The sequence below is a fragment of the Pseudomonas sp. AK-TSAG1-1 genome, from assembly GCF_056821665.1.
Map to the genome: position 1 here is coordinate 4,721,208 of NZ_CM165965.1, position 20,370 is coordinate 4,741,577.

Annotated in this window: 22 protein-coding genes and 1 pseudogene; 8 read left to right on the forward strand and 15 right to left on the reverse strand. The window is 60.9% G+C overall.

The window, feature by feature from the left end; translation table 11 throughout:
• Window positions 1-56: 56 nt before the first annotated feature.
• The gene (locus AC1UK9_RS21345; RefSeq protein WP_482578457.1) at window positions 57-893 is read right to left on the reverse strand and encodes a LysR family transcriptional regulator; all 837 of its coding nucleotides are present in this window, start codon (window positions 891-893) and stop codon (window positions 57-59) included.
• A gap of 111 nt (window positions 894-1,004) precedes the next feature.
• On the opposite strand from AC1UK9_RS21345, the gene AC1UK9_RS21350 reads away from it, so the two are divergent.
• Window positions 1,005-1,730, forward strand: coding sequence for an SDR family oxidoreductase (locus AC1UK9_RS21350; RefSeq protein ID WP_025112864.1), 726 nt, complete (start codon window positions 1,005-1,007; stop codon window positions 1,728-1,730).
• A gap of 121 nt (window positions 1,731-1,851) precedes the next feature.
• Here the strand turns inward: AC1UK9_RS21350 and AC1UK9_RS21355 are convergent, their stop codons facing one another.
• Genes AC1UK9_RS21355 through AC1UK9_RS21365 form a run of 3 tightly spaced genes read right to left on the reverse strand, consistent with a single transcriptional unit; the run spans window position 1,852 to window position 3,884 of the window.
• Window positions 1,852-3,081, reverse strand: a complete 1,230-nt coding sequence (locus tag AC1UK9_RS21355) for an RNA polymerase sigma factor (RefSeq protein ID WP_482578458.1) — start codon at window positions 3,079-3,081, stop codon at window positions 1,852-1,854.
• Complete coding sequence (locus tag AC1UK9_RS21360) at window positions 3,074-3,418, reverse strand: YciI family protein (protein ID WP_025112862.1); 345 nt, start codon at window positions 3,416-3,418, stop codon at window positions 3,074-3,076. The genes AC1UK9_RS21355 and AC1UK9_RS21360 overlap by 8 nt, the downstream gene beginning before the upstream one ends.
• Before the next feature lie 40 nt (window positions 3,419-3,458).
• Complete coding sequence (locus AC1UK9_RS21365) at window positions 3,459-3,884, reverse strand: YybH family protein (RefSeq protein WP_473013347.1); 426 nt, start codon at window positions 3,882-3,884, stop codon at window positions 3,459-3,461.
• 139 nt (window positions 3,885-4,023) lie between these two features.
• On the opposite strand from AC1UK9_RS21365, the gene AC1UK9_RS21370 reads away from it, so the two are divergent.
• Window positions 4,024-4,509 (forward strand): GNAT family N-acetyltransferase, encoded by a 486-nt coding sequence (locus AC1UK9_RS21370; protein WP_473013348.1) that lies wholly within the window; start codon window positions 4,024-4,026, stop codon window positions 4,507-4,509.
• 70 nt (window positions 4,510-4,579) lie between these two features.
• On the opposite strand, the gene AC1UK9_RS21375 is transcribed toward AC1UK9_RS21370, so the two are convergent.
• The 3 genes from AC1UK9_RS21375 to AC1UK9_RS21385 form a co-directional block, all read right to left on the reverse strand.
• Entirely contained in the window at window positions 4,580-5,068 is a 489-nt protein-coding gene (locus AC1UK9_RS21375; RefSeq protein WP_473013349.1) for a GNAT family N-acetyltransferase, read from the reverse strand.
• Between the two features lie 323 nt (window positions 5,069-5,391).
• Window positions 5,392-5,886 (reverse strand): GyrI-like domain-containing protein, encoded by a 495-nt coding sequence (locus AC1UK9_RS21380; protein ID WP_025112858.1) that lies wholly within the window; start codon window positions 5,884-5,886, stop codon window positions 5,392-5,394.
• Between the two features lie 69 nt (window positions 5,887-5,955).
• The gene (locus tag AC1UK9_RS21385; RefSeq protein ID WP_025112857.1) at window positions 5,956-6,618 is read right to left on the reverse strand and encodes a LysE family translocator; all 663 of its coding nucleotides are present in this window, start codon (window positions 6,616-6,618) and stop codon (window positions 5,956-5,958) included.
• A gap of 137 nt (window positions 6,619-6,755) precedes the next feature.
• Between AC1UK9_RS21385 and alaC the strand changes: the two genes are divergently transcribed.
• Window positions 6,756-7,973 (forward strand): alanine transaminase, encoded by a 1,218-nt coding sequence (alaC, locus tag AC1UK9_RS21390; protein WP_025112856.1) that lies wholly within the window; start codon window positions 6,756-6,758, stop codon window positions 7,971-7,973.
• Between the two features lie 177 nt (window positions 7,974-8,150).
• Here alaC and AC1UK9_RS21395 read toward each other — a convergent pair whose 3' ends face one another.
• Complete coding sequence (locus AC1UK9_RS21395) at window positions 8,151-9,503, reverse strand: GntP family permease (protein ID WP_025112855.1); 1,353 nt, start codon at window positions 9,501-9,503, stop codon at window positions 8,151-8,153.
• An 82-nt stretch (window positions 9,504-9,585) separates the two neighbouring features.
• Window positions 9,586-10,119 carry a gluconokinase gene (locus tag AC1UK9_RS21400; protein ID WP_025112854.1) on the reverse strand — a complete coding sequence of 178 codons (534 nt, stop codon included), beginning with the start codon at window positions 10,117-10,119 and terminating at the stop codon, window positions 9,586-9,588.
• Window positions 10,120-10,335: 216 nt separating this feature from the next.
• Between AC1UK9_RS21400 and gntR the strand changes: the two genes are divergently transcribed.
• The gene (gntR, locus tag AC1UK9_RS21405; protein WP_025112853.1) at window positions 10,336-11,367 is read left to right on the forward strand and encodes an HTH-type transcriptional regulator GntR; all 1,032 of its coding nucleotides are present in this window, start codon (window positions 10,336-10,338) and stop codon (window positions 11,365-11,367) included.
• A gap of 156 nt (window positions 11,368-11,523) precedes the next feature.
• On the opposite strand, the gene AC1UK9_RS21410 is transcribed toward gntR, so the two are convergent.
• On the reverse strand, window positions 11,524-12,396 hold the full coding sequence (locus AC1UK9_RS21410) for a LysR family transcriptional regulator (protein ID WP_482578459.1): 873 nt from the start codon (window positions 12,394-12,396) through the stop codon (window positions 11,524-11,526).
• A gap of 120 nt (window positions 12,397-12,516) precedes the next feature.
• Between AC1UK9_RS21410 and AC1UK9_RS21415 the strand changes: the two genes are divergently transcribed.
• From AC1UK9_RS21415 to AC1UK9_RS21425, 3 genes are all read left to right on the forward strand, one after another.
• Entirely contained in the window at window positions 12,517-12,957 is a 441-nt protein-coding gene (locus AC1UK9_RS21415; RefSeq protein WP_025112851.1) for a PACE efflux transporter, read from the forward strand.
• Between the two features lie 126 nt (window positions 12,958-13,083).
• Complete coding sequence (locus tag AC1UK9_RS21420) at window positions 13,084-14,508, forward strand: MFS transporter (RefSeq protein WP_025112850.1); 1,425 nt, start codon at window positions 13,084-13,086, stop codon at window positions 14,506-14,508.
• Window positions 14,509-14,664: 156 nt separating this feature from the next.
• On the forward strand, window positions 14,665-15,225 hold the full coding sequence (locus AC1UK9_RS21425) for a hypothetical protein (protein ID WP_482580511.1): 561 nt from the start codon (window positions 14,665-14,667) through the stop codon (window positions 15,223-15,225).
• Between the two features lie 126 nt (window positions 15,226-15,351).
• On the opposite strand, the gene AC1UK9_RS21430 is transcribed toward AC1UK9_RS21425, so the two are convergent.
• The 3 genes and pseudogenes from AC1UK9_RS21430 to AC1UK9_RS21440 form a co-directional block, all read right to left on the reverse strand.
• Window positions 15,352-15,891, reverse strand: a complete 540-nt coding sequence (locus tag AC1UK9_RS21430) for a methyl-accepting chemotaxis protein (RefSeq protein ID WP_256214240.1) — start codon at window positions 15,889-15,891, stop codon at window positions 15,352-15,354.
• Window positions 15,892-15,942: 51 nt separating this feature from the next.
• Window positions 15,943-16,671, reverse strand: a pseudogene (locus AC1UK9_RS21435) (PAS domain-containing protein); the annotation flags it as partial.
• A 408-nt stretch (window positions 16,672-17,079) separates the two neighbouring features.
• Window positions 17,080-17,970 (reverse strand): LysR family transcriptional regulator, encoded by an 891-nt coding sequence (locus tag AC1UK9_RS21440; RefSeq protein WP_482578460.1) that lies wholly within the window; start codon window positions 17,968-17,970, stop codon window positions 17,080-17,082.
• 99 nt (window positions 17,971-18,069) lie between these two features.
• Between AC1UK9_RS21440 and gstA the strand changes: the two genes are divergently transcribed.
• On the forward strand, window positions 18,070-18,663 hold the full coding sequence (gstA, locus tag AC1UK9_RS21445) for a glutathione transferase GstA (RefSeq protein WP_482578461.1): 594 nt from the start codon (window positions 18,070-18,072) through the stop codon (window positions 18,661-18,663).
• A 114-nt stretch (window positions 18,664-18,777) separates the two neighbouring features.
• Here gstA and AC1UK9_RS21450 read toward each other — a convergent pair whose 3' ends face one another.
• Both AC1UK9_RS21450 and AC1UK9_RS21455 read right to left on the reverse strand, forming a co-directional pair.
• Complete coding sequence (locus tag AC1UK9_RS21450; protein WP_482578462.1) at window positions 18,778-19,791, reverse strand: ABC transporter substrate-binding protein; 1,014 nt, start codon at window positions 19,789-19,791, stop codon at window positions 18,778-18,780.
• Window positions 19,788-20,315, reverse strand: coding sequence for a sigma-70 family RNA polymerase sigma factor (locus tag AC1UK9_RS21455; RefSeq protein WP_473013356.1), 528 nt, complete (start codon window positions 20,313-20,315; stop codon window positions 19,788-19,790). Before AC1UK9_RS21455 ends, AC1UK9_RS21450 begins: the two co-directional genes overlap by 4 nt.
• Window positions 20,316-20,370: the final 55 nt, after the last annotated feature.

Below are 20,370 nucleotides of genomic sequence, written 5' to 3' on the forward strand. Positions count from 1 at the left end.
GATCTGCGTCGTTCACCAAACCCTGTGGGAGCGAGCCTGCTCGCGAAGGCGGCCAATCAGGCCGCCGCGATCTCCACTGGCCGATTCTCCTGGAAATACGCCTGTAACCCGCGCATCGCCGGCAACTCCAGCGCCTGCGCCGCATAGCACAATCCGACCCGACGAGTCGGTGCCGGCAAGTGCAACGTGCGCACCACCACTCGTGCATGCCCGGTCACCAGCGACTGCGGCAACATCGCCACCCCCACGCCCGCCGCGACCATATGCAACGCCTGCTGTAACGACCCGGCATACCCCGCCACCGCTGCCGGCGAACGCCCATACAACGCCATCAAACGCTGATGCGACGGATGTTGCGGGCAGGTGATCCAGTCTTCGATCGGCGCCCAGCCCGCCTGCGCTGCCGCCATCGGATGCGCCAGCGGCAGCGCCATCACATAGGGTTCCTCCCACAGCGCCAGGAACAGTTCGTCCTCGCAGCACATTTCCTCAACCGCCAGGCGACCGTCACCGTGACAGCCCTCCTCCAGCGTCAACAGCAGATTGGGCAAGGCCTGATGAGCCATGCGCACGAAGGCTTCGATATGGCTGGCGGCGATGTCGCCTTCGATGCCCAAGGACAGCGCCACGCGGTTTTCGCCGCCGCGAAACATCCGGCTCAGCGCTTCGGACTCAGCCACCATGCGCCGCGCCTGCGGGTACAGCAGCCGCGCCTCTTGACTGACCTCGACACCGCGCGGCTGGCGCACGAACAGGCTCACACCCAGCGTTTCTTCAAGCTGTTTGATCGTCACCGACAGCGTCGGTTGGCTGATGAACAGGCGTTGCGCTGCCGCAGTGATGTTGCGTTCCTCGAACACCGCGAGGAAGGCTTTGAGATGACGGATATCCATAGATGATTCCGATAACAGACAGAGGAATAAGGCATTTTTCAGCCGCTGACAGGCTAAATATACTGCGCCCAGCATTCAGTCATTTGATTTTCTTATTTCAGGAGTTCAACCATGGGCAAGCCATTGATCATCATCACCGGAGCCAGTTCGGGCATTGGCGAAGCCGCCGCCCGCCGTTTGAGCGCTGCCGGCCATCCACTGTTACTGCTGGCACGCCGGGTTGAACGCCTTCAAGCACTGGAGCTGCCGAACAGCCTCAGCCGTCAGGTCGACATCACTGATCGTGCAGCGTTGCTCGCGGCAGTTGCCGAAGCCGAAGCCCGATTCGGCCCGGCCGATGCGCTGATCAATAACGCCGGCGTGATGCTGCTGGGCGCGATGAGCGAGCAGGATCCGGCGCAGTGGGAGCAGATGCTCGACGTCAACGTCAAAGGCCTGCTCAACGGTGTGCACGCCGTCGTTGCCGGCATGGTCGAGCGCAAGCACGGCACCATCATCAACGTCAGCTCGGTGGCCGGACGCAAGACCTTTCCCAACCACGTGGCGTACGTCGGCACCAAGTTCGCGGTGCACGGCTTGTCGGAAAATCTGCGTGAAGAACTGGCGCCGCACAACGTGCGCGTGACCACCATTGCCCCGGGTGCGGTGGAGACCGAGTTGTTGAGTCACACCACCGATGAAGCGATCAAGACCGGGTATCAGGCGTGGAAACAGGAGATGGGCGGCACGGTGTTGAGCGCCGAGGACGTGGCGACGGCGATTGCTTATGCGTATGAGCAGCCGCAGGGCGTGTGCATTCGAGAGATCGTTTTGGCAGCGACCCGGCAGCAGGCCTGATGATTTGAGGTTGGCTGAACTGGCCTCTTCGCGAGCAAGCCCGCTCCCACAGGTTCTGCAGCGGTCACTGTGGGAGCAGGCTTGCTCGCGAAGAGGCCGACACTGCCACCGATTCTCTCGGTCAGCCCAACGCCGCTAATCGCGCCTCGATAAACCGCCGCTCCGGCTCCTGCCGTGTCAGCTCCAACGCGCGCCGATACGCCGCCCGCGCCTGTTCCACCCGCCCTAACTGCCGAGAGAATTCCGCCCGCGCCGAATGCGCCAGGTGGTAATCCTGCAACTCGCCGCGATCCAGAATCCCCTCGATCAGTATCAACCCGGCCAACGCGCCATCGCGCTTGGCCACCGCCACCGCGCGATTCAACTCAATCACCGGCGACGGTACCGCCCGCAACAGCACGTCGTACAGCCCGACGATCTGCTGCCAATCCGTTTGCGCCGCTGACGGCGCTTCGGCATGCACCGCGGCAATCGCCGCTTGCAGGCAATACGGCCCGAACCGCCGTGTGGTCAGCGCGCGCTCCACCAGCGTACAGCCTTCGGCAATCAGCTCGACATCCCACTGCGTACGATCCTGATCGTCCAGCAGCACCAGTTCACCACTGGGCGAAGTCCGCGCTGGCCGTCTCGATTCGTGCAACAGCATCAGCGCCAGCAACCCGATTACCTCCGGTTCCGGCAGCAACTCCATCAACAACCGCCCCAGCCGGATCGCTTCACGCGTCAGATCCTCGCGGGTCAACTCAGCGCCGACCGACGCCGAATAACCCTCGTTGAACACCAGATAAATCACCCGCAACACACTGTCGAGGCGTTCGGGCAATTCGTTCAGGCTCGGTACTTGATAGGGGATTTTCGCGTCACGAATCTTCGCTTTCGCCCGCACGATGCGCTGGGCAATCGCCGCCGGTGCCGAAAGAAAAGCCCGGGCGATTTCCTCAGTGGTCAGGTCGCAGACTTCACGCAGGGTCAGCGGTACTTGCGCATCTGCCGCCAATGCCGGGTGACAGCAGGTGAAGATCAGCCGCAAGCGGTCGTCTTCCACGTCTTCGCCACTCCAGTCGGCCTGTTCCAACTCTTCGAGTTGCGCCAGCAACAGCGGCTGCGAGGCCTTGAAGCGTGCCCGCCGCCGCAACACATCAATCGCCTTGAAGCGCCCGGTGGACACCAGCCAGGTGCGCGGGTTGTCGGGCACGCCGTCGCGCTGCCAGCGCTCGACCGCGACGAAGAACGCCTCGTGCAAGGCCTCTTCGGCGAGGTCGAAATCACCGAGCAGGCGAATCAGCGTCGCAAGGATCCGCCGCGAGTCTTCGCGATAGACCTGCTCGACCCGCGCCCGAACTTCAGACATTCAGCTGCCGCACCGGGCGCACTTCAACGCTGCCGACCCGGGCCGCCGGAATGTTGCCGGCGACCTGAATCGCTTCGTTGAGATCCTTGGCATCGATCAGGTAGAACCCGGCCAACTGCTCCTTGGTTTCAGCAAACGGGCCATCGGTGATCGACAACTTGCCGTTGCGCATGCGCACCGTAGTGGCGGTCTGCACCGACTCCAGCGCCTGCGCCGCGACCATCCGCCCGCTGCCCTGAATCGACTCGGCGTAGGCCCAGCACTCGGCGTCTTCCGGGCTGTCGGGCGAGCTATGCAGCAGGCGCTCATCGCTGTAGACCAAGCATAGATACTTCATGGTTTTCTCCTGATTCGATCGGATCAACTATGGCTGAAGATCAGGGTTGTACATCGAACAGCGTCGCGCCGCTCATCGGATCGAACGGGGCCGACCAGTGCTCGTGGACGATTTTCCACGTGCCGCCGACCTGCCGATAGCACGCAGTGGCGCGCATCCAGCAGCTCTGGGTTTCGCCCTTGTCGTTGGTGCCGCCGCAATGCGTCACCCAATGAGCGAAGGCGAGGTTGTCGGCGGTTTCGATGGCGATCTCGTGGAACTCGAAAATGTGCGGGCCGGAACACATCTCCATGCAGGCTTCCCAGTGTGCGCGGTACGCCACTTTGCCCTTGAATTGCAGGGCCTTGATCGCATCGAAAGAGACGATGTCGTCGGCGTACAACGCCATGACTTTCTCGACGTTCTTGGTCATGACCGCTTCGCGGTAGGTGTTGATCAGGGTCTGGATTGCAGATTGTGCGCTCATGGTGTTCTCCGTTTTTTTGTTGTGAAGACACCCTTAGTCGTTCAGCTGTCGAGCAGATCGACAGGCAAAACAAAAAATTTCCGGCAAAGACAAAATCGATAGAATCCAGACTCATCTTTGTAGGAAAAAGGAAATTCCCGTGTCAGCCCAACTCGTGCCGTACGACAGCCTGAACGCCTTGCAGCGCCAGCAAGTCGAGGCGATTGAGATCCATCCCGAGCAAATCAAGTTTTCCGGTGATATCCACGGCGCGCTGCATACGCTGCTGTCCAAACCCGGCCCCGGCGTGAAGGGTTTCGCGCTGCTGGCCGATCAGGTGCCGGTGGCATTCCTGCTGCTCAAGCGCCCACCAGTGTTGCCGGCCTGGGCCGATGAACACAGCGCCACCCTGCACGCTTTGCAGGTCGATCACCGGGCACAAGGCAAAGGTTACGGCAAGGCCTGCCTGCAGGCGCTGCCCGAAGCTGCGCGTCAGGCGTGGCCGCAGATCAAAGGCCTGGAGCTGTCGGTGGACGCCGATAACGAAGCGGCGATCGCGCTGTACGCCAAACACGGTTTCGTCGACAGCGGCGAAGCGTACAAGGGGCGGATCGGTTACGAGCGGCGCATGGGCCTGTTTTTCTGAGTCATCCGGGGGAATCCTCTGCCAGTACAACCGCTCACCAACGACGATCCACCTGTGGGAGCGGGGAAGTTCAGAGGGTGAGGATCATCTCGTGCCACGCCATCCCGCCGTGGTCGGACTCCGAGGGTTTGATGTAGGCAAAGCCGAAACCGGCATACAGCGGGATGTGCTGTTCCTTGCACATCAGATGAATCGTCGCCTTGTCCAGCCCGCGCATGCGCTCGATGAACTCGGCCATCAGGCGTTTGGCCAGGCCCTGCCCCTGATAATCCGGGTGCACCACCACCGACATGATCACCACATTGGGGCCTTTCGGATCATGGCCGACCAATTCCTTGAACGCCTCGTCCGACATCTGCACGTCAAACGCCGCGCCCGAATTGACGAAACCGGCGACCACACCGTCCACCTCGGCCACGATGAAGCCGTCCGGCCAGGTGGCGATGCGCGTGGCGATCTTTTCCCGGGTGGCGGCCTCATCGCCTTCGTAGGCAACGGTTTCGATGGCGTAGCAGCGATCCAGGTCGGCGGCGGTGACGTTGCGGATGACGGTGTTCATGGCGGCTCGAAAATCAGCAGAAGAAAGTGCCGAAAGCATAAAGGAATAAGGTGTTCATATCGATCCGCGCGGACAGCGTAAAGCCTGCGTATAAGCGCTTTTCTTCGCGCGGGCGGCGGGATATTTCTGCGGTGTGTCTCTGATCACCCTGGGGGAAAACGTTTATGAGCAGCGTTGAAATCGGCCTGTTGATGGTATTGGGCATCAGTACGTTCGGCTTTATCACCTTGGGCATCGACCTGTTGCGGGCGCGACGGGTGGGCAAGGGTAAACGCGGTTGAGCAACATGAGGCGGATCAGTGATCCGCCTCATCGTTGTCGGCTCAGGATTTACTGTCGACGGGTACGCAGATTTCCAGTTTGCCGGTGCGCTGCTTCGGGTTGAAATCGGCGCTGTAGCGTTCCAGCTCCGGGGCATTGAGTTCCACGTAGTGGGAAGCCGGCAGCCAGGTCTTGTAGATGTACTGCAGAGTCTGCGGCAATTGTTCGAGCGGGCCCTTGTGCTCGAACACCGCGTACTGGCGCGGCAGCACTTCAACCCACTGGTAGACCTTCTGGTCCAGGTCATCGAGCTTGCTGATTTCCACCCCGGCGATGTAATCGAAGCCGCCCTTGCCGTCGAAATTACTGCACACCCCGTAGGTCACTTCGTTTTTTTGTCCCTGTATCTTTCCCAGGTGCGGCAAGAACTTTTCCCACAGCGCGGGGATGTCCTTGGCAGTGTCCTGGGTAAATCGACCACGAAATCCTGCAATCAGCAGGAAGTGTCCATGTTCGAAGCGAGGTTCAGCCACTTCGACGCGTTTTTGCTCATCCATGACTCGACTCCTGGAACAAAAATGGGGGCTCGGCTGGTGAGTATAGAAAGCCCCATCCGTTTCGCACTGTTATAGCGCGTGCAACTGCTCGACGGCAGCGGAGCCAATAAACTCGTTATAACCAGAAACGATCACGTACACCGCGAAATAGCAGAAGATCGCTGCAGATGCCATATAGGAATAGCGCAAAAGCTTGTCGCCCAGCAACTTGCCGCCATGGCTCGCGGCAAAGCACAGACCGGCTGACCACAGCAGCCCGGCGCAGAGAAAACCACCGAGAAACAGCGCCGAACTCAGCGGGCCACCGCCACCGGAACGGGCGATCAAGGTGCCGCCGACCGCGGCAAACCACAGAATCGCGCTCGGCGAGGACATGGCAAGGAAGATCCCGCGAAAGAACTCCTTGCGATGCGAGTTCTGTCCCACCTCAGCGGTCGCGGCCAGTTGCGCCTCGTGATGGATCGCCGAGTAAATCATCTTCGCCGCGAAGTAGACCAGCAGCGCCGAACCACCAATCCACAGCACCCAGCGCACGCTTTCGTACTGCAGCAGCACGGTCATCCCGGCCAGTGCCAGCACTGCATAGATCAAGTCACCGACGCAGGTACCGAGGCCCAGAGCAAAGCCCTGAAAGTAACCGCGCTGCATTGCCAGGGTGATCATCGCGATGTTGGCCACGCCGATATCCAGGCACAGCGAGAGGCTCAGCAAGAAGCCGCTGGTGAATTCCATTAAGCATTTCCTTGGGAAAAATTATTGTCATGCACGCTGGACAGTCGGCCATCGCTGCCCTTATCTTCCGCCACAGGTCACCGCAGTGACCAGCGTCGCTCGGACGGTTCCGGGCGCTTACGTTATCCGAGGCAACAATGGCTGAACAAGGTTCGCCGCGCCGCTTTGCGCGCATTGATCGACTCCCCCCTTACGTTTTCAACATCACCGCCGAGCTGAAGATGGCCGCGCGGCGTCGTGGTGAAGACATCATCGACTTGAGCATGGGCAACCCCGACGGGGCCACGCCGCCGCACATTGTCGAAAAACTCGTCCAGGTCGCCCAGCGCGAAGACACTCACGGTTACTCCACGTCCAAGGGCATTCCACGCCTGCGCCGGGCAATTTCCAACTGGTACAAGGAACGCTACGCGGTCGACATCGACCCGGAAAGCGAAGCCATTGTCACCATCGGCTCCAAGGAAGGCCTGGCGCATTTGATGCTGGCGACTCTGGATCAGGGCGACACCGTATTGGTGCCGAACCCCAGCTACCCGATTCACATCTACGGCGCGGTGATTGCCGGCGCCCAGGTGCGTTCTGTGCCGCTGGTGCCAGGCGTGGACTTCTTCGATGAGTTGGAACGGGCGATCCGCGGCTCGATTCCGAAACCGAAAATGATGATCCTCGGCTTCCCGTCGAACCCGACTGCGCAGTGCGTGGAACTGGATTTCTTCGAGCGGGTGATCGCCCTCGCCAAGCAGTACGACGTACTGGTGATTCACGATCTGGCTTACGCCGACATCGTCTACGACGGCTGGAAAGCCCCGTCGATCATGCAGGTGCCGGGCGCCAAGGACATCGCGGTGGAGTTTTTCACCCTGTCCAAGAGCTACAACATGGCCGGCTGGCGCATCGGTTTCATGGTCGGTAACCCGGAGCTGGTCAACGCCCTGGCGCGGATCAAGAGCTACCACGACTACGGCACGTTCACCCCGCTGCAAGTGGCGGCGATTGCCGCGCTGGAAGGCGATCAGCAATGCGTGCGCGACATCGCCGAGCAGTATCGCCAGCGCCGTAACGTGCTGGTCAAAGGCCTGCATGAGCTGGGCTGGATGGTCGAGAACCCGAAGGCTTCGATGTATGTCTGGGCGAAGATTCCCGAGGCCTACGCGCATCTCGGTTCGCTGGAATTCGCCAAGAAACTGCTGGCCGAAGCCAAGGTCTGCGTCTCGCCGGGGGTTGGTTTTGGTGAGTATGGTGATGACCATGTGCGCTTCGCGCTGATCGAAAACCAGGACCGGATTCGTCAGGCCGTGCGCGGGATTCGCGGGATGTTCCGGGCGGATGGCCTGGCCCCGAAATCCGGCAACTGACACCTACCCTGTGGGAGCGAGCCTGCTCGCGAAAGCGGTACACCCGTCAGCATCATCATTAACTGACACACTGCCTTCGCGAGCAGGCTCGCTCCCACACTGGTTTTGGGTGAACCACGAAATCCGCCCACAAAAAAACCGCATCGCAGCGGTTTTTTTGTGTCTGTTAAAAGTCGCTTAGACGAACAGCGACAACAGCAGGATAAAGCCCAACGCAACCACCGAGAGGATGGTTTCCATCGCCGTCCAGGTCTTGAACGTCTCGGCCACGGTCATGTTGAAGTACTGCTTCACCAGCCAGAAACCGGCATCGTTGACGTGCGACAGAATCAGCGAACCGGCACCGGTGGCCAGCACCAGCAGCTCACGGTTGACGCCCGGGATCATCCCCACCACCGGCACCACAATGCCTGCGCCCGTGATGGTCGCCACCGTCGCCGAACCGGTGGCGATACGAATCACCGCCGCCACCAGCCACGCCAGCAGGATTGGCGAGATCTGTGCGCTGACCGCCATGTGGCCGATCACGTCACCCACACCGCTGGTCACCAGCATCTGCTTGAAGCCACCACCGGCACCGATGATCAGGATGATCGCGGCGGTCGGTGCCAGGCTTGCGTCCAGCCACTTGAGGATCTGTTGCGAACCAATGCCCTGCTTGTGCCCGAAGGTGTACAGCGACAGCAGCAACGCCAGCAGCAGTGCCGAGATCGGGTGACCGATCATGTCCATCCACGTGCGGAAGAAGTGACCGTCCGGTAGCGCCACGTCAGCGAAGGTTTTCAGCAGCATCAGGAACACCGGCAGCAGCACGGTGATCAGGGTGATGCTGAAGCTCGGCAGTTTGGTCGAATCGGTTTCACGGGCCAATTGATCGACCAGTTCCTGATTCGGGTGACCGGGGATGTGCTTGGCGATGAAAGTACCGAAGATCGGACCGGCAATGATGGCGGTCGGCAGCGCAACGATCAGACCGTAGAGGATGGTCTTGCCGATGTCGGCGCCGAACACGCCGATCGCCAGCAGCGGCCCCGGGTGCGGTGGCACCAGACCGTGTACGGCGGACAGGCCGGCGAGCAGCGGGATGCCGATCTTGATGATCGACACACCGGTGCGACGGGCAACGATGAACACCAGCGGAATCAGCAGCACGAAGCCGATTTCGAAGAACAGCGGAATGCCCACCAGGAACGCCGCGAACATCATCGCCCACTGCACCTTGTCCTTGCCGAAGGCGCGGATCAGGGTCTGGGCGATCTGATCGGCACCACCGGATTCGGCCATCATTTTGCCGAGCATGGTGCCCAGCGCGAGGATGATGCCGACGAAACCGAGCACGCCACCGAAGCCGTCCTGGAACGCCTTGATGATGGTGCCGATCGGCATGCCGGACGTCAGGCCAAGGAACGCGGCCGCAATGGTCAGGGAGATGAAGGGGTGAATCTTGAATTTGGTAATCAGGACAATCAGCCCGATTACCGTGACCACTGCATCGAGCAGCAGGAACGTGTCGTGGGACATGCCAAACATTGGGGGTGTCTCCTGGCTTGTTGTTGTTATTAAAGCGGGTTAAACAGAATTCGTGAGGACAGCGCTAGCTCTTTCAACACACTCATACCGCCTGTTTCAGACCATGGGCCTGCCACCAGACGTGCGCCTGGGACGCCAGCTCATCGACGCTGTGGATCGACGCATTCAGCGCCAGGGTCAGCGGCTCGCCGACTGGCGATTCAAGCGTGGCGAACTGGCTTTCGATCAACGTCGCCGGCATGAAGTGGCCCGGACGATGGGACACGCGGTCAGCGGCCACTTCCGGGGTCAGCTCAAGAAACACGAAGCCCAGGCCCGGCAAGGCACTGCGCAGCACTTCACGATAACTGTGTTTGAGGGCCGAGCAGGTCAGCACCGGACGCTCGCCCAGTGCATCGACACGACGCAATTCAACGCACAGGCTGTCGAGCCAGCCGGCACGGTCTTCGTCGTTCAGGGGGATCCCCGCGCTCATCTTTTCGATGTTGGCGGCCGGATGAAAAGTATCGCCTTCAATGGCAGTGGCGCCGCTCAATTGGCACAAGGCCTCGCTGACGCACGTCTTGCCGCAACCGGCAACGCCCATGATGACCAGGGCGGTGATGGGATGACTCATATAACACCTCAGCGCGCAGACAGCGCTACCTTTGCTAGCTATGACTCTAGTGCACAGGCAGAAGTTGCCGACGCCTTCTTGTCGTTTTTTTGGGTTGCAGCAGGTTTTCGCCCAACGCCAAAAAGCGAGGATCAGGCAGGACCTCGCTTACGCATTTGCAGCTGCATCAGGACAGCGCTACCTTAGTGCCTTGATTTTTGTTTGGCAAGCCGCCCGATGACCACCCCTAAAAACGATAAAAATACCCGCACCACCGGCCGTCCCACCCTCAATGAAGTTGCTCGCCTCGCCGGTGTCAGTCCGATTACCGCCTCCCGCGCCTTGCGTGGGGTCAGCACCGTGGCCACCGAACTGGTGGAAAAAGTCCAGAAAGCCGCACTCGAACTCAACTACGTGGTCAACCCGGCCGCCCGCGCGCTCGCCTCGGCGCAGAGCCATTCGGTGGTGGTGTTGGTGCCGTCGCTGTCCAACCTGTTGTTTATCGATACGCTGGAAGCCATTCATCGGGTGCTCACGCCCAAGGGCTTCGAAGTGCTGATCGGCAACTTCCACTATTCGCGTGATGAAGAAGAAAACCTGCTGCGCAACTACATGGCTTATCAGCCCCGTGGTTTGCTGCTGACCGGGTTTGATCGCACGGAAAGTTCGCGGCGGATGATCGAGGCCAGCAACATTCCCTGCGTGTACATGATGGAACTGGACAGCGCCGCCGGAGTGAACTGCGTGGGTTTCTCCCAGCTCAGCGCCGGTGAAACGGCCGCCGAACATTTGCTCTCCCGAGGGCGCAAGCGTCTGGCCTACATTGGCGCACAACTCGATCAGCGCACTTTGTTGCGCGGCGAGGGTTTCCGCAAAGCCCTGCAGAAGGCCGGTCGCTATGACCCGGACCTGGAAGTGCTGACCCCGCGTTCATCGTCGGTGGGATTGGGCGGTGAGCTGTTCCTGCAACTGCTGGCGGCGCATCCGGACGTCGATGCGATCTTCTTTGGTAACGACGACCTCGCGCAGGGTGCCCTGCTCGAAGCGCTGCGCAACGGGATCAAGATCCCCGAACAGGTGGCGATCCTCGGCTTCAACGACTTGCCGATGTCCGAACACATGGTGCCGCGCCTGAGCAGCATCAATACCCCACGAGAGGCGATCGGCCGGCGCGCGGCAGAGCAGATGCTGACGTTGATGGCGGGCAACAATGTTGCACGTCCGGTGGAAGACATGGGCTTTGAACTGAAAGTCCGTGAAAGCACCTGACCTCTGAAGTCCCCGTGGTAGTCACAAATGCCGGGTTGAAACCCAACCCCTGTGGGAGCGGGCTTGCTCGCGAAGGCGTCGTGTCAGCTGGCATTTGCTTATCTGGCACACCGCATTCGCGAGCAAGCCCGCTCCCACAGGGGATCTGTGTCGGGTTCAGTGGCTGAGCATGTCGACGAGGGCCAAAGCGCCTTTCTGCAGCGGCTGGCTCTTGAGCCACACCGCATGCACCGGTAGCACCAGCCCGTTCTCGATGTTGCGGAAATTCAGTCGTTTCAAACGCCCGCTGTCCAGCCATGGCTGCACCACCGACAGCGGGAAATTGCCCCAGCCCAGCCCCGCCTCGACCATCTCCAGCGCCGCCTCCAGAGTGTCGGTGCGCCAGTGGGATTCGGCCACCAGCGGCCGGGTTTCGCTGATCGGCAGGTCGCGGCTGGCGACGAAGATCTGCCGCACGTGCACCAGGTCCTCAAGAAACAGATCCTGCCCCTGCAACAACGGACTGTCCGCCGCCAGGGTGGCGATCATCCGTTCGCTGCCGACAAACTGAAAACGCTCCAGCACGTTCATGCTCAAGCCGGCGAACGCCAGGCAGACGCTGACGCGGCCACTGTGCAGCATCGCCAGCACGTCGTCCTGCGGAGCGGTCAGCACTTCGATGTCGAGCAGCGGATGGCGCTCGCAGATCACCTTGATCGCGGCGAGCAAGCGGCGGCGGTCGATGTCTGCGACCACACCGATCGACAACTTGCTCTCCAGCCCCAGCGACAATTCCACCGCGTGCACTTGCAGCTGCTTGAGCTGCTCGGCAATCAGCCGCGCATGGGGCACCAGTGACAGCGCCATGGCGGTCGGCTGCGGTTCGCGATGGCTGCGGTCGAACAGCGGATAACCGAGTTCGGCCTCCAGATTGCCGATGCCCATGCTGACGGCCGACGGCACCCGGCCCAGCGCTCGGGCAGCGGCGGAAAACGAGCCGCGCTCGATCACCGCGAGAAACAATTCGATGCTGTCACTGTTGAAATTCACACCACCACCTATCACCAAAACTGAAAGCTACTGACTTTTTCTGTCACCACTATTGAAGCTATCTTTCGCCGTCTCCGCCAGTCCCGCTGGCCATCGATTTCAAGACAGAGGCAAATCCGCATGCAAGGCGTCAAACGCAAACTGGTCTATGTGTCGCTCTACGAAGTGATCGGCATGACCTTCTCCGCCCTCGGCCTGGCGCTGTTGTCCGGCACCTCGCCCGGCAGCACCGGGCCGCTGGCGGTGATCATCACCACCATCGCCGTGACCTGGAATTTCATCTACACCTCGCTGTTCGAGCATTGGGAAAGCCGCCAGCCGTCGCGCACGCGCACAGTCAAACGGCGCATCGCCCATGCGGTCGGTTTTCAACTGACGCTGATCGTGTTCCTGATCCCGCTGATCGCCTGGTGGATGAACATCAGTCTGGTGCAGGCGTTCCTGCTGGACCTGGCGCTGATCATCTTCATCCCGTGCTACACGTTCGCCTTCAACTGGCTGTTCGATCGCGTCTTCGGCTTGCCGGCTTCGGCGCTGCCCGATTCCGCCGCCGCGGCATAAATCGTTAATGGCTAAACGGTTTTTGCAAGAAATCGGCGGTTCTTCCCGGCAAACCGCCGATATTCACAATCCGTGAACTCCGGTAGCAGGCTAAGCTTTTCCATCAATAAAAAATGGATCAGCGCCATGACTGCTCACGCCCCCGCCGCCGCGCAACGCGACGGCATCGACCCGATACGCGCCGCCGAGATTTCCGCCCGCATCGACCGCCTCCCTGCCGTCGCCACGATCTGGCGGCTGGTGGCGCTGTTGTCGATTGGCGGTTTCTTCGAACTCTATGACCTGTTCCAGACCGCCTACATCAGTCCCGGGCTGATCCGTGACGGGATCTTCGCCACCGGCAATCAGGGCGTGTTCGGTTTCTCCGATCAGGCGGCGTTTGCCTCGGCGACCTTCCTTGGCCTGTTCCTTGGCGCCAGCCTGCTCAGCCCGCTGGCCGATCGTTTCGGCCGGCGCGCGATCTTCACCTTTGCGCTGGTCTGGTACACGGTCGCCACAGTGCTGATGGGCATTCAAAGCTCGGCGCCGGGGATCATCTGCATGCGGTTTCTGGTGGGCATCGGCCTCGGTATCGAACTGGTGACCATCGACGCCTACCTCTCGGAACTGGTCCCCAAACGCATGCGCAGCTCGGCGTTTGCCTTTGCCTTTTTTGTGCAGTTTCTGTCAGTGCCGGCGGTGGCGTTGATGTCGTGGTGGCTGGTGCCGCAGGCGCCGTTCGGCGTCTCGGGCTGGCGTTGGGTGGTGCTGGCGAGCGCGGTGTTTGCGCTGTTCATCTGGTGGCTGCGCAAGCGTCTGCCGGAGTCACCGCGCTGGCTGGCGCAACATGGCCGGTTCGATGAAGCAAAACGCATTCTCGACGACATCGAAGCACGCTGCGAGAAAGATCACCGCCAACCGCTGGACGCCCCCGAAGCAGTACCCGTCGACGTTGAGGGCAAAGGCCGTTTCGCTGATATCTGGCAGCCACCGTATCGGCGTCGGGCATTGATGCTGATCGTCTTTCACGTGTTCCAGGCCATCGGTTTCTTCGGATTCGGCAACTGGCTGCCGGCGTTGCTCTCGGGGCAAGGTGTCAGCGTCACCCACAGCCTGATGTACGCGTTCATCATCACCCTCGCCTACCCGCTCGGGCCATTGCTGTTCGTGAAGTTCGCCAATCGTTTCGAGAACAAGTGGCAGATCGTCGGCTCGGCTCTCGGTGCCATGACCTTCGGCACTTTGTTTGCGTTGCAGACCAGTGCCTTCGGCCTGATCTTCTGCGGCGTGATGATCACCTTCTGCAACGCCTGGCTGAGCTTCAGTTACCACTCGTACCAGAGCGAATTGTTCCCGACCAACATCCGTGCGCGGGCGGTGGGGTTCTGCTATTCGTTCAGCCGCTTGTCGACGGTATTCAGCAGCCTACTGATCGGGATGTTCCTCGACCACTTTGGCACGCCCGGGGTGCTGGCGTTCATCGTCAGCAGCATGCTGATCGTGATGCTGACCATCGGCTACTTTGGCCCGCGCACGCGCAACCTGGCGCTGGAAAACATTGCCCATCGCTGACGGCCGCGCGGTCATCCTCTGCCGCCCGACGGCAAGGGATGACCGCTGCACCTAACGCGCAAAACATCCAACCCATTGAAACAAAAGAATATTCCTGAAAGGCACGGTAATTGCTCTGATACGCCCGTCAGCAATTATTCATAGGTCCTCATCATGATGTTGGTCAGTGCAAAACAGCAGCAACTCATCCACCTGCCCAAGCGACTGGCGGAAGATGCGACCACGACCGCCGCTGCCGGTCTGCAAAGCGGCCTGCACGGCGCCATGCTGCAGTCGATGCAGAATCAGGCCCAGTCACAAGCCACCGATGCAACGTCCAAGGTGCAGGATTCGGCCACGCAGATCGCCACCCAACAGGTCGCCGCCGCCGCGCGCATCAGCGACAACGTCGATGAGGCATTCGCCAAGACCCGCGTTGGTTTGCAAACCACCGACGCCACGGCTGCCGGCAGCACCACCGGCACCTCGGCTACCGACGCGTTCAAGGACTACATGAGCAAGTCGCCGGAACAGCGTCTGCGCGACAGCATCCTCAAGGACATGGGCATTACCGAGGAAGACATCCAGGCCATGCCGCCGGAGAAACAGCTGGCCGTCGGCAAAGAGATCGCCCAGCGCTTGCAGGACAAGATGCAGCTGGCGCAGTCGGACAAAGAGAACATCAATGACGTCAAGGACAGTGACAAGCTGGCGGACAAGTTTCTCGCCGCGCTTTGATCTGAAGGTTGCGCAGTAACCAATGTGGGAGCGGGCTTGCTCGCGAATGCGGTGTGTCAATCGGTACAAATGTCACTGATACACCGCATTCGCGAGCAAGCCCGCTCCCACATTTATGCGTTGCAGCTAGTTCAACTGCAGCGTCGCATTGAACTGCCCGATCGCATCCACCACGTGCCGTGATCCCTGCTGAATCTCCAGGATCACCTCCCCCGCCTCATTCGCCAGTTCCACACCCAACCCGGTGCGGCTCAGGCTCGATTGCATGCTCGACACCGCGCTCAGCGACAGGTCATGGTTTTTGCGCACCACTTCGACAATCTCCAGCGTCGCCTGGCTGGTGCGTGCCGCAAGGCTGCGCACCTCATCCGCGACCACGGCAAACCCGCGCCCATGCTCACCGGCCCTGGCCGCTTCGATGGCGGCGTTGAGTGCCAGCAGGTTGGTCTGGTCGGCAATCCCGCGAATGGTCTGGACGATGGTGCCAATGATGTCTGACTGCTTGCTCACCGCATCGATGCTCAGCGCCGCTTCATTTAGGTCGCGGGAAATGTCCTGAATGATCTGCACGGTTTGCTGCACCACCTGTGAGCCTTTTTGCGCGCAGGCGTCGTTCTGTACCGAGGTGCTGTGGGCCGATTCCGCGGCGTTTTGCAACGTGGTCATCTGGCTGGTGATGTCGCTGGCGAACTTGACCACTTTGTACAAGCGGCCCTTGGTGTCGAACAGCGGGTTGTACGAGGCTTCGAGGTAGACCATCTGCCCGGACTTGTTCTTGCGTTCGAAACGGTGCGAGTGATATTCGCCGCGATTGAGCGATGCCCAGAACGCCTTGTATTGCGCAGATTCGGCTTCGGAACGGTGGCAAAACATGCTGTGGTGATGGCCGACGATTTCGTTGAGCGAGTACTGCATCGTTTTGAGAAAGTTGTCGTTGGCGGTAATCACGTTGCCATCCGGGGTGAACTCGATCACCGCCATCGAACGACTGATCGCCGCCAGCATGCTTTCTTCTTCGTGCTCTTTGTTGATCCGTGCAGTGATGTCCGCCGCCACTTTGATCACACTTTTGACTTGTTTGTCCGGGCCATACACCGGCATGTAGCTGGCTTCGAGCCAGATCTCCTTGCCGGATTTGTTCAAGCGCAGAAACGTCCCGCTGATCGGTTCACCCCGCGCCAGGTCACGCCACAACCTGGCGTATTCCTCGCTGCGGTAAAACGCTTCCTCACAAAACACCCGGTGATGTTTGCCACGCACTTCCTCGGCGCTGTAGCCCATGGTCTTGCAGAAGTTTTCGTTGGCATTCAGAACAATGCCTTCGGGCGTGAATTCGATCATCGCCATCGAGCGGCTGATCGCTTCGAGTCTGGCGTTGGCTTCGGTCAAGGCGCAGCTGAAACGCTCGATTTCCTGCAGGTCAGCCTTGTGATGTAGGTTGAACATGGTTGTATCACCTTCCGCGCGGTCTTTTGATTTGATGAAAGTTCGGGTCTTTCAGAATCCACCACTACGTTCCACAGAACAGGCACACGCATTCCTCCACAGGAGGAAGTTGTCAGGTGATAAATGACGTTTAATCGGAGAGTCCATGCAGCGACGCTCTAATCAAGACATCCTTCTCTTGATAGCCCGCGAGCGGGCCAGCCCTAACGTGCAGAAGAACTTCCATGTAAAACAGGCTCCTTGTTGGTTCAGTGTCCGGTGCCTTTGATTGCGCACTCTGGCAGCGTTGAAATCACGGCTAACAGATGACGGTCGACATAGTTAGTTACAGCTCAGCATAGCCAGCGCAAAGCCTTGCGCAAGGCCACTAGTCGGCCAGTATCTGGCACTTTTTGCACAAGAATCGGTTCAGCGCGTGGTTGCGCGAGCCGTATCCGCCAGCAGGTCCATCAAGGCCTGCACCGCCGGTGAGGGCGTCTGTCCCGCTGGCAGCACCAACGAAAACACCCGTTCGATGGGTGGCGCCAGAGCAATGACTCGCAGCCCTTGTCTGTCAGCCGGCAAGGTCATTTCCGGCACCAGGCTCACGCCGAGGTTTTCCCGCACCAGGGTGAAAGCGCTGTTCCATTCGCGCACCTCGACCCGCACATCCTGCAACTGCAACCCGGCACTGGCGGCGAGGCTGCGGGCATTGGTCGAGCAACCGCCGGTGGCCAGCACAAACGGCAACGCCGCCAGCTCTTGCAAGCTCACGCCCTGCCCGGTTCCTCGCAGTGCGAGCGGGTGCCCCGCCGGCACCACCGCGACCCAGGCATCGCGCCCCAACGGCCCGGCATTGCGCTCAGGTGTTGGGTTGAGCACCACGCCGACATCTACCAGACCGGCCGCCAACAGGGTTTCGACCTCGTCGTCGCTGACCTCCAGCGCTACCACTTCGATGCCCGGGTACAGGCGATTGAACTGGCGTAGCAGCGGCGGCAGAAAACTCGCCAGGACCATGGGAAAACTCGCCAGACGAATCGTCCCGCGCAGCATCGGGCGCACGCTGTCGACGGTCTGGCGAATGGTCTCCAGCGCACCGAGCATCAGCCGCGCCTGTTCGATCACCGGCAGGCCGATGGCGGTGGGCAGGGTCTGGCGGCTTTCGCGGCTGAACAGTTGCACACCCAGGGTTTCTTCCATCAACGCCAGGGCCTGGCTGGCGCCGGACTGCGTCATGCCGACCCGTTCGGCAGCGCGAGTGATGTTGCCGTGATCGGCCACGGCGACTACCAGCCGCCAATGCATCAGGTTCATCATGCCAGTAGCTGTCCTTATGGCTGCTTTCTGAAAGATTAATTTTACCGAGCGAACGCTGCACTATGACACTGGCGCCAAATCCTCACCAGAGAGCTGCCGATGAAGCTGTATTACGCCCCGCAAGCCTGTTCGCTGGCGCCGCACATTGTGTTGCGTGAACTGAAACTGCCCTTCGTGTTGATCCGTGTCGACAACCGCAGCAAGCGCACTGCCAGTGGCGAAGACTTCCTCACGATCAATCCCAAGGGTTATGTTGCGGCCCTGCAACTGGACAACGGCGCGGTGCTGACCGAAGGCCCGGCAATCCTGCAGTATCTGGCGGATCTGCAACCGCAATCGGGGCTGGCCCCGGTGCCGGGCAGTTTCGAGCGGGTGCGCTTGCAGGAGTGGCTGAACTTCGTCTCGAGCGAGATCCATGGCGGACTTGGCGCCCTGTTCGACGAGCGCATGCCGGCCGAGGTGATCAAGGAGAAGTTGTTCAAGCGTTTTGCGGTATTGGTCGCGGTGCTGGAGCAGCAGGATTATTTGCTGCCGGGCGGCTTCAGCGTGGCCGATGCGCTGCTGTTTGTGGTGCTGCGCTGGGCCGGGTTGTTCGGGTTTGAGCTGGAGCAGTGGCCTGCGCTGGCGCGGTTTCAGGCACGGATTGAGCGGCGGCCGACCGTGATGGCGGCGTTGGCGGCGGAAGCGGCGTAGGCCTTTGGATCATTCGCGAGCAAGCCCGCCCCCACACTGGATTTGTGGTGTGCTCAAACCCCTGTGGGAGCGGGCTTGCTCGCGAAAGCTATCGGTCATTCAACACAAAACCCCTTACAGACTCCCACTCACCTTGCTCGCCACCTCCCCCGGCACCCACCCCTTCCACACTTGCGGCTGATCGCGCAAAAACGCTTCGGCGACCTGACGCGGTGGCTGGCGGTTCTCGCTCATTACGGCCAGCGTCCGGTTCAGCAGATCAATCGGCAAATCGACCTTTTCAAAGAACGTCACCAGCTCCGGGTACTGCGCCTTGAACGGCGCCGATACGCCAATCGCCAGGCTCGCCGGCATCGAACGGGTGCCCTTGGGATTCGGGTTATTGGCATCGGCCAGGGTCTTCCAGGCTTCGGCATCGAACGGCGGCTCATCGAGCTTCACCAGTTTGAAGCGGCCCAGCAACGGCGTCGGCGACCAATAGTAGAACAGCACCGGTTTGCCCCGTTTGATCGACGACGCCACCTCGGCATCCAGCGCCGCACCTGAGCCGGTGCGGAAGTTGACGAAGCTGTCGGTCAGCGCATAGGCCTTGAGCTTCTGGCTGTTGACGATCTCCGAAGTCCAGCCGGTCGGGCTATTGAGGAAACGCCCACGGCTCGGGTCTTCCGGATCGCGGAACACCTCCTTGTAGCGCGGCAGGTCGGCCACCGACTTCAGCTCCGGCGCCAACGGTTTGATCCCGCGCTCGGGGTCACCCTTGATCACGTATTCCGGCACCCACCAGCCCTCGGTCGCACCCTTGACCGTGTCGCCCAGGCCGAACACCTTGCCTTCAGCTGCCGCCTTGACCCACGCCGGACTGCGCCCGGCCCATTCCTCGCCGATCACTTGAATGTCGTTTTTCGCCAGCGCCGCCTCCAGGCTGACGGTGCTGCCCGGCAGCGTGTCGGTCGGGTAGCCGTAGCCTTTTTCGACGATCAGCCGCAGCACTTCGGTGATGAAGCTGCCGCTCTCCCAAGTGATGTCACCGAAGTGGATCGGCGCGGTCTTCTCCGTGGCGGCAACGGCGCCGACGCTCAGGCTCAGCGCCAGCAGCGAGCTGCCGAGCAAGGTTTTGATCGATCTCATGCGGACCTCTTGTCTGTCAGGATTTGATTGGCGCTGTGGCGGTCGCACAGGGCTTGGGAGCGGTTCATGTACACGCTGACCGAACGTTGCGAGATGCCCAGTTCGGCGGCGATTTGCGGGTAGGTCAGGCCATCGACGCGTGCCAGCAGAAAGGTCGAGCGGACCTTGCCGGGCAGGCGCTGCAGGCTGCGGTCGAGGCGGCTCAGGGTTTGTCGCTGTTGCGTGAGTTCTTCCGGCGAAGCGGCACACTCGGCCTCGACGTGCTGCGCATGGCGCCGCGCCAGATCGGCACGCCGCCAATGCTGATAGAGCAGGCGTTGGGCGATGGTGGTGAGCAAGGCGCGGGGTTCGCGGATGGCGGTCAGCGCGGGCGCTTCGAGCAGTTGCACGAAGGTTTCGCACGTCAGGTCTTCGGCACTCGCCGGGTCTTGCAGTTGGCGGCTCAGGTAGTTGCGCAGCCAGTGGTAGTGGGCGCGGAACAGGCCGTCAACGGTGTGGCGATGGAATGGATCGGCGCCGGACATAGGGGCTCCTTGGCAAGGGGTCGCTGAATGTCCGGTGATCCGGTGGCGCGATCGT

Coding starts and splice junctions, on each gene's coding strand:
- AC1UK9_RS21455 (WP_473013356.1), bottom strand. CDS start 20,315: ATGTCCGGCGCCGATCCATTCCATCGCCACACCGTTGACGGCCTGTTC.
- alaC (WP_025112856.1), top strand. CDS start 6,756: ATGGCTGAACAAGGTTCGCCGCGCCGCTTTGCGCGCATTGATCGACTC.
- AC1UK9_RS21430 (WP_256214240.1), bottom strand. CDS start 15,891: ATGACCACGTTGCAAAACGCCGCGGAATCGGCCCACAGCACCTCGGTA.
- AC1UK9_RS21440 (WP_482578460.1), bottom strand. CDS start 17,970: ATGATGAACCTGATGCATTGGCGGCTGGTAGTCGCCGTGGCCGATCAC.
- AC1UK9_RS21355 (WP_482578458.1), bottom strand. CDS start 3,081: ATGTCTGAAGTTCGGGCGCGGGTCGAGCAGGTCTATCGCGAAGACTCG.
- AC1UK9_RS21400 (WP_025112854.1), bottom strand. CDS start 10,119: ATGAGTCATCCCATCACCGCCCTGGTCATCATGGGCGTTGCCGGTTGC.
- AC1UK9_RS21385 (WP_025112857.1), bottom strand. CDS start 6,618: ATGGAATTCACCAGCGGCTTCTTGCTGAGCCTCTCGCTGTGCCTGGAT.
- AC1UK9_RS21425 (WP_482580511.1), top strand. CDS start 14,665: ATGTTGGTCAGTGCAAAACAGCAGCAACTCATCCACCTGCCCAAGCGA.
- AC1UK9_RS21360 (WP_025112862.1), bottom strand. CDS start 3,418: ATGAAGTATCTATGCTTGGTCTACAGCGATGAGCGCCTGCTGCATAGC.
- AC1UK9_RS21420 (WP_025112850.1), top strand. CDS start 13,084: ATGACTGCTCACGCCCCCGCCGCCGCGCAACGCGACGGCATCGACCCG.
- AC1UK9_RS21380 (WP_025112858.1), bottom strand. CDS start 5,886: ATGGATGAGCAAAAACGCGTCGAAGTGGCTGAACCTCGCTTCGAACAT.
- gntR (WP_025112853.1), top strand. CDS start 10,336: ATGACCACCCCTAAAAACGATAAAAATACCCGCACCACCGGCCGTCCC.
- AC1UK9_RS21350 (WP_025112864.1), top strand. CDS start 1,005: ATGGGCAAGCCATTGATCATCATCACCGGAGCCAGTTCGGGCATTGGC.
- gstA (WP_482578461.1), top strand. CDS start 18,070: ATGAAGCTGTATTACGCCCCGCAAGCCTGTTCGCTGGCGCCGCACATT.
- AC1UK9_RS21375 (WP_473013349.1), bottom strand. CDS start 5,068: ATGAACACCGTCATCCGCAACGTCACCGCCGCCGACCTGGATCGCTGC.
- AC1UK9_RS21450 (WP_482578462.1), bottom strand. CDS start 19,791: ATGAGATCGATCAAAACCTTGCTCGGCAGCTCGCTGCTGGCGCTGAGC.
- AC1UK9_RS21415 (WP_025112851.1), top strand. CDS start 12,517: ATGCAAGGCGTCAAACGCAAACTGGTCTATGTGTCGCTCTACGAAGTG.
- AC1UK9_RS21365 (WP_473013347.1), bottom strand. CDS start 3,884: ATGAGCGCACAATCTGCAATCCAGACCCTGATCAACACCTACCGCGAA.
- AC1UK9_RS21395 (WP_025112855.1), bottom strand. CDS start 9,503: ATGTTTGGCATGTCCCACGACACGTTCCTGCTGCTCGATGCAGTGGTC.
- AC1UK9_RS21345 (WP_482578457.1), bottom strand. CDS start 893: ATGGATATCCGTCATCTCAAAGCCTTCCTCGCGGTGTTCGAGGAACGC.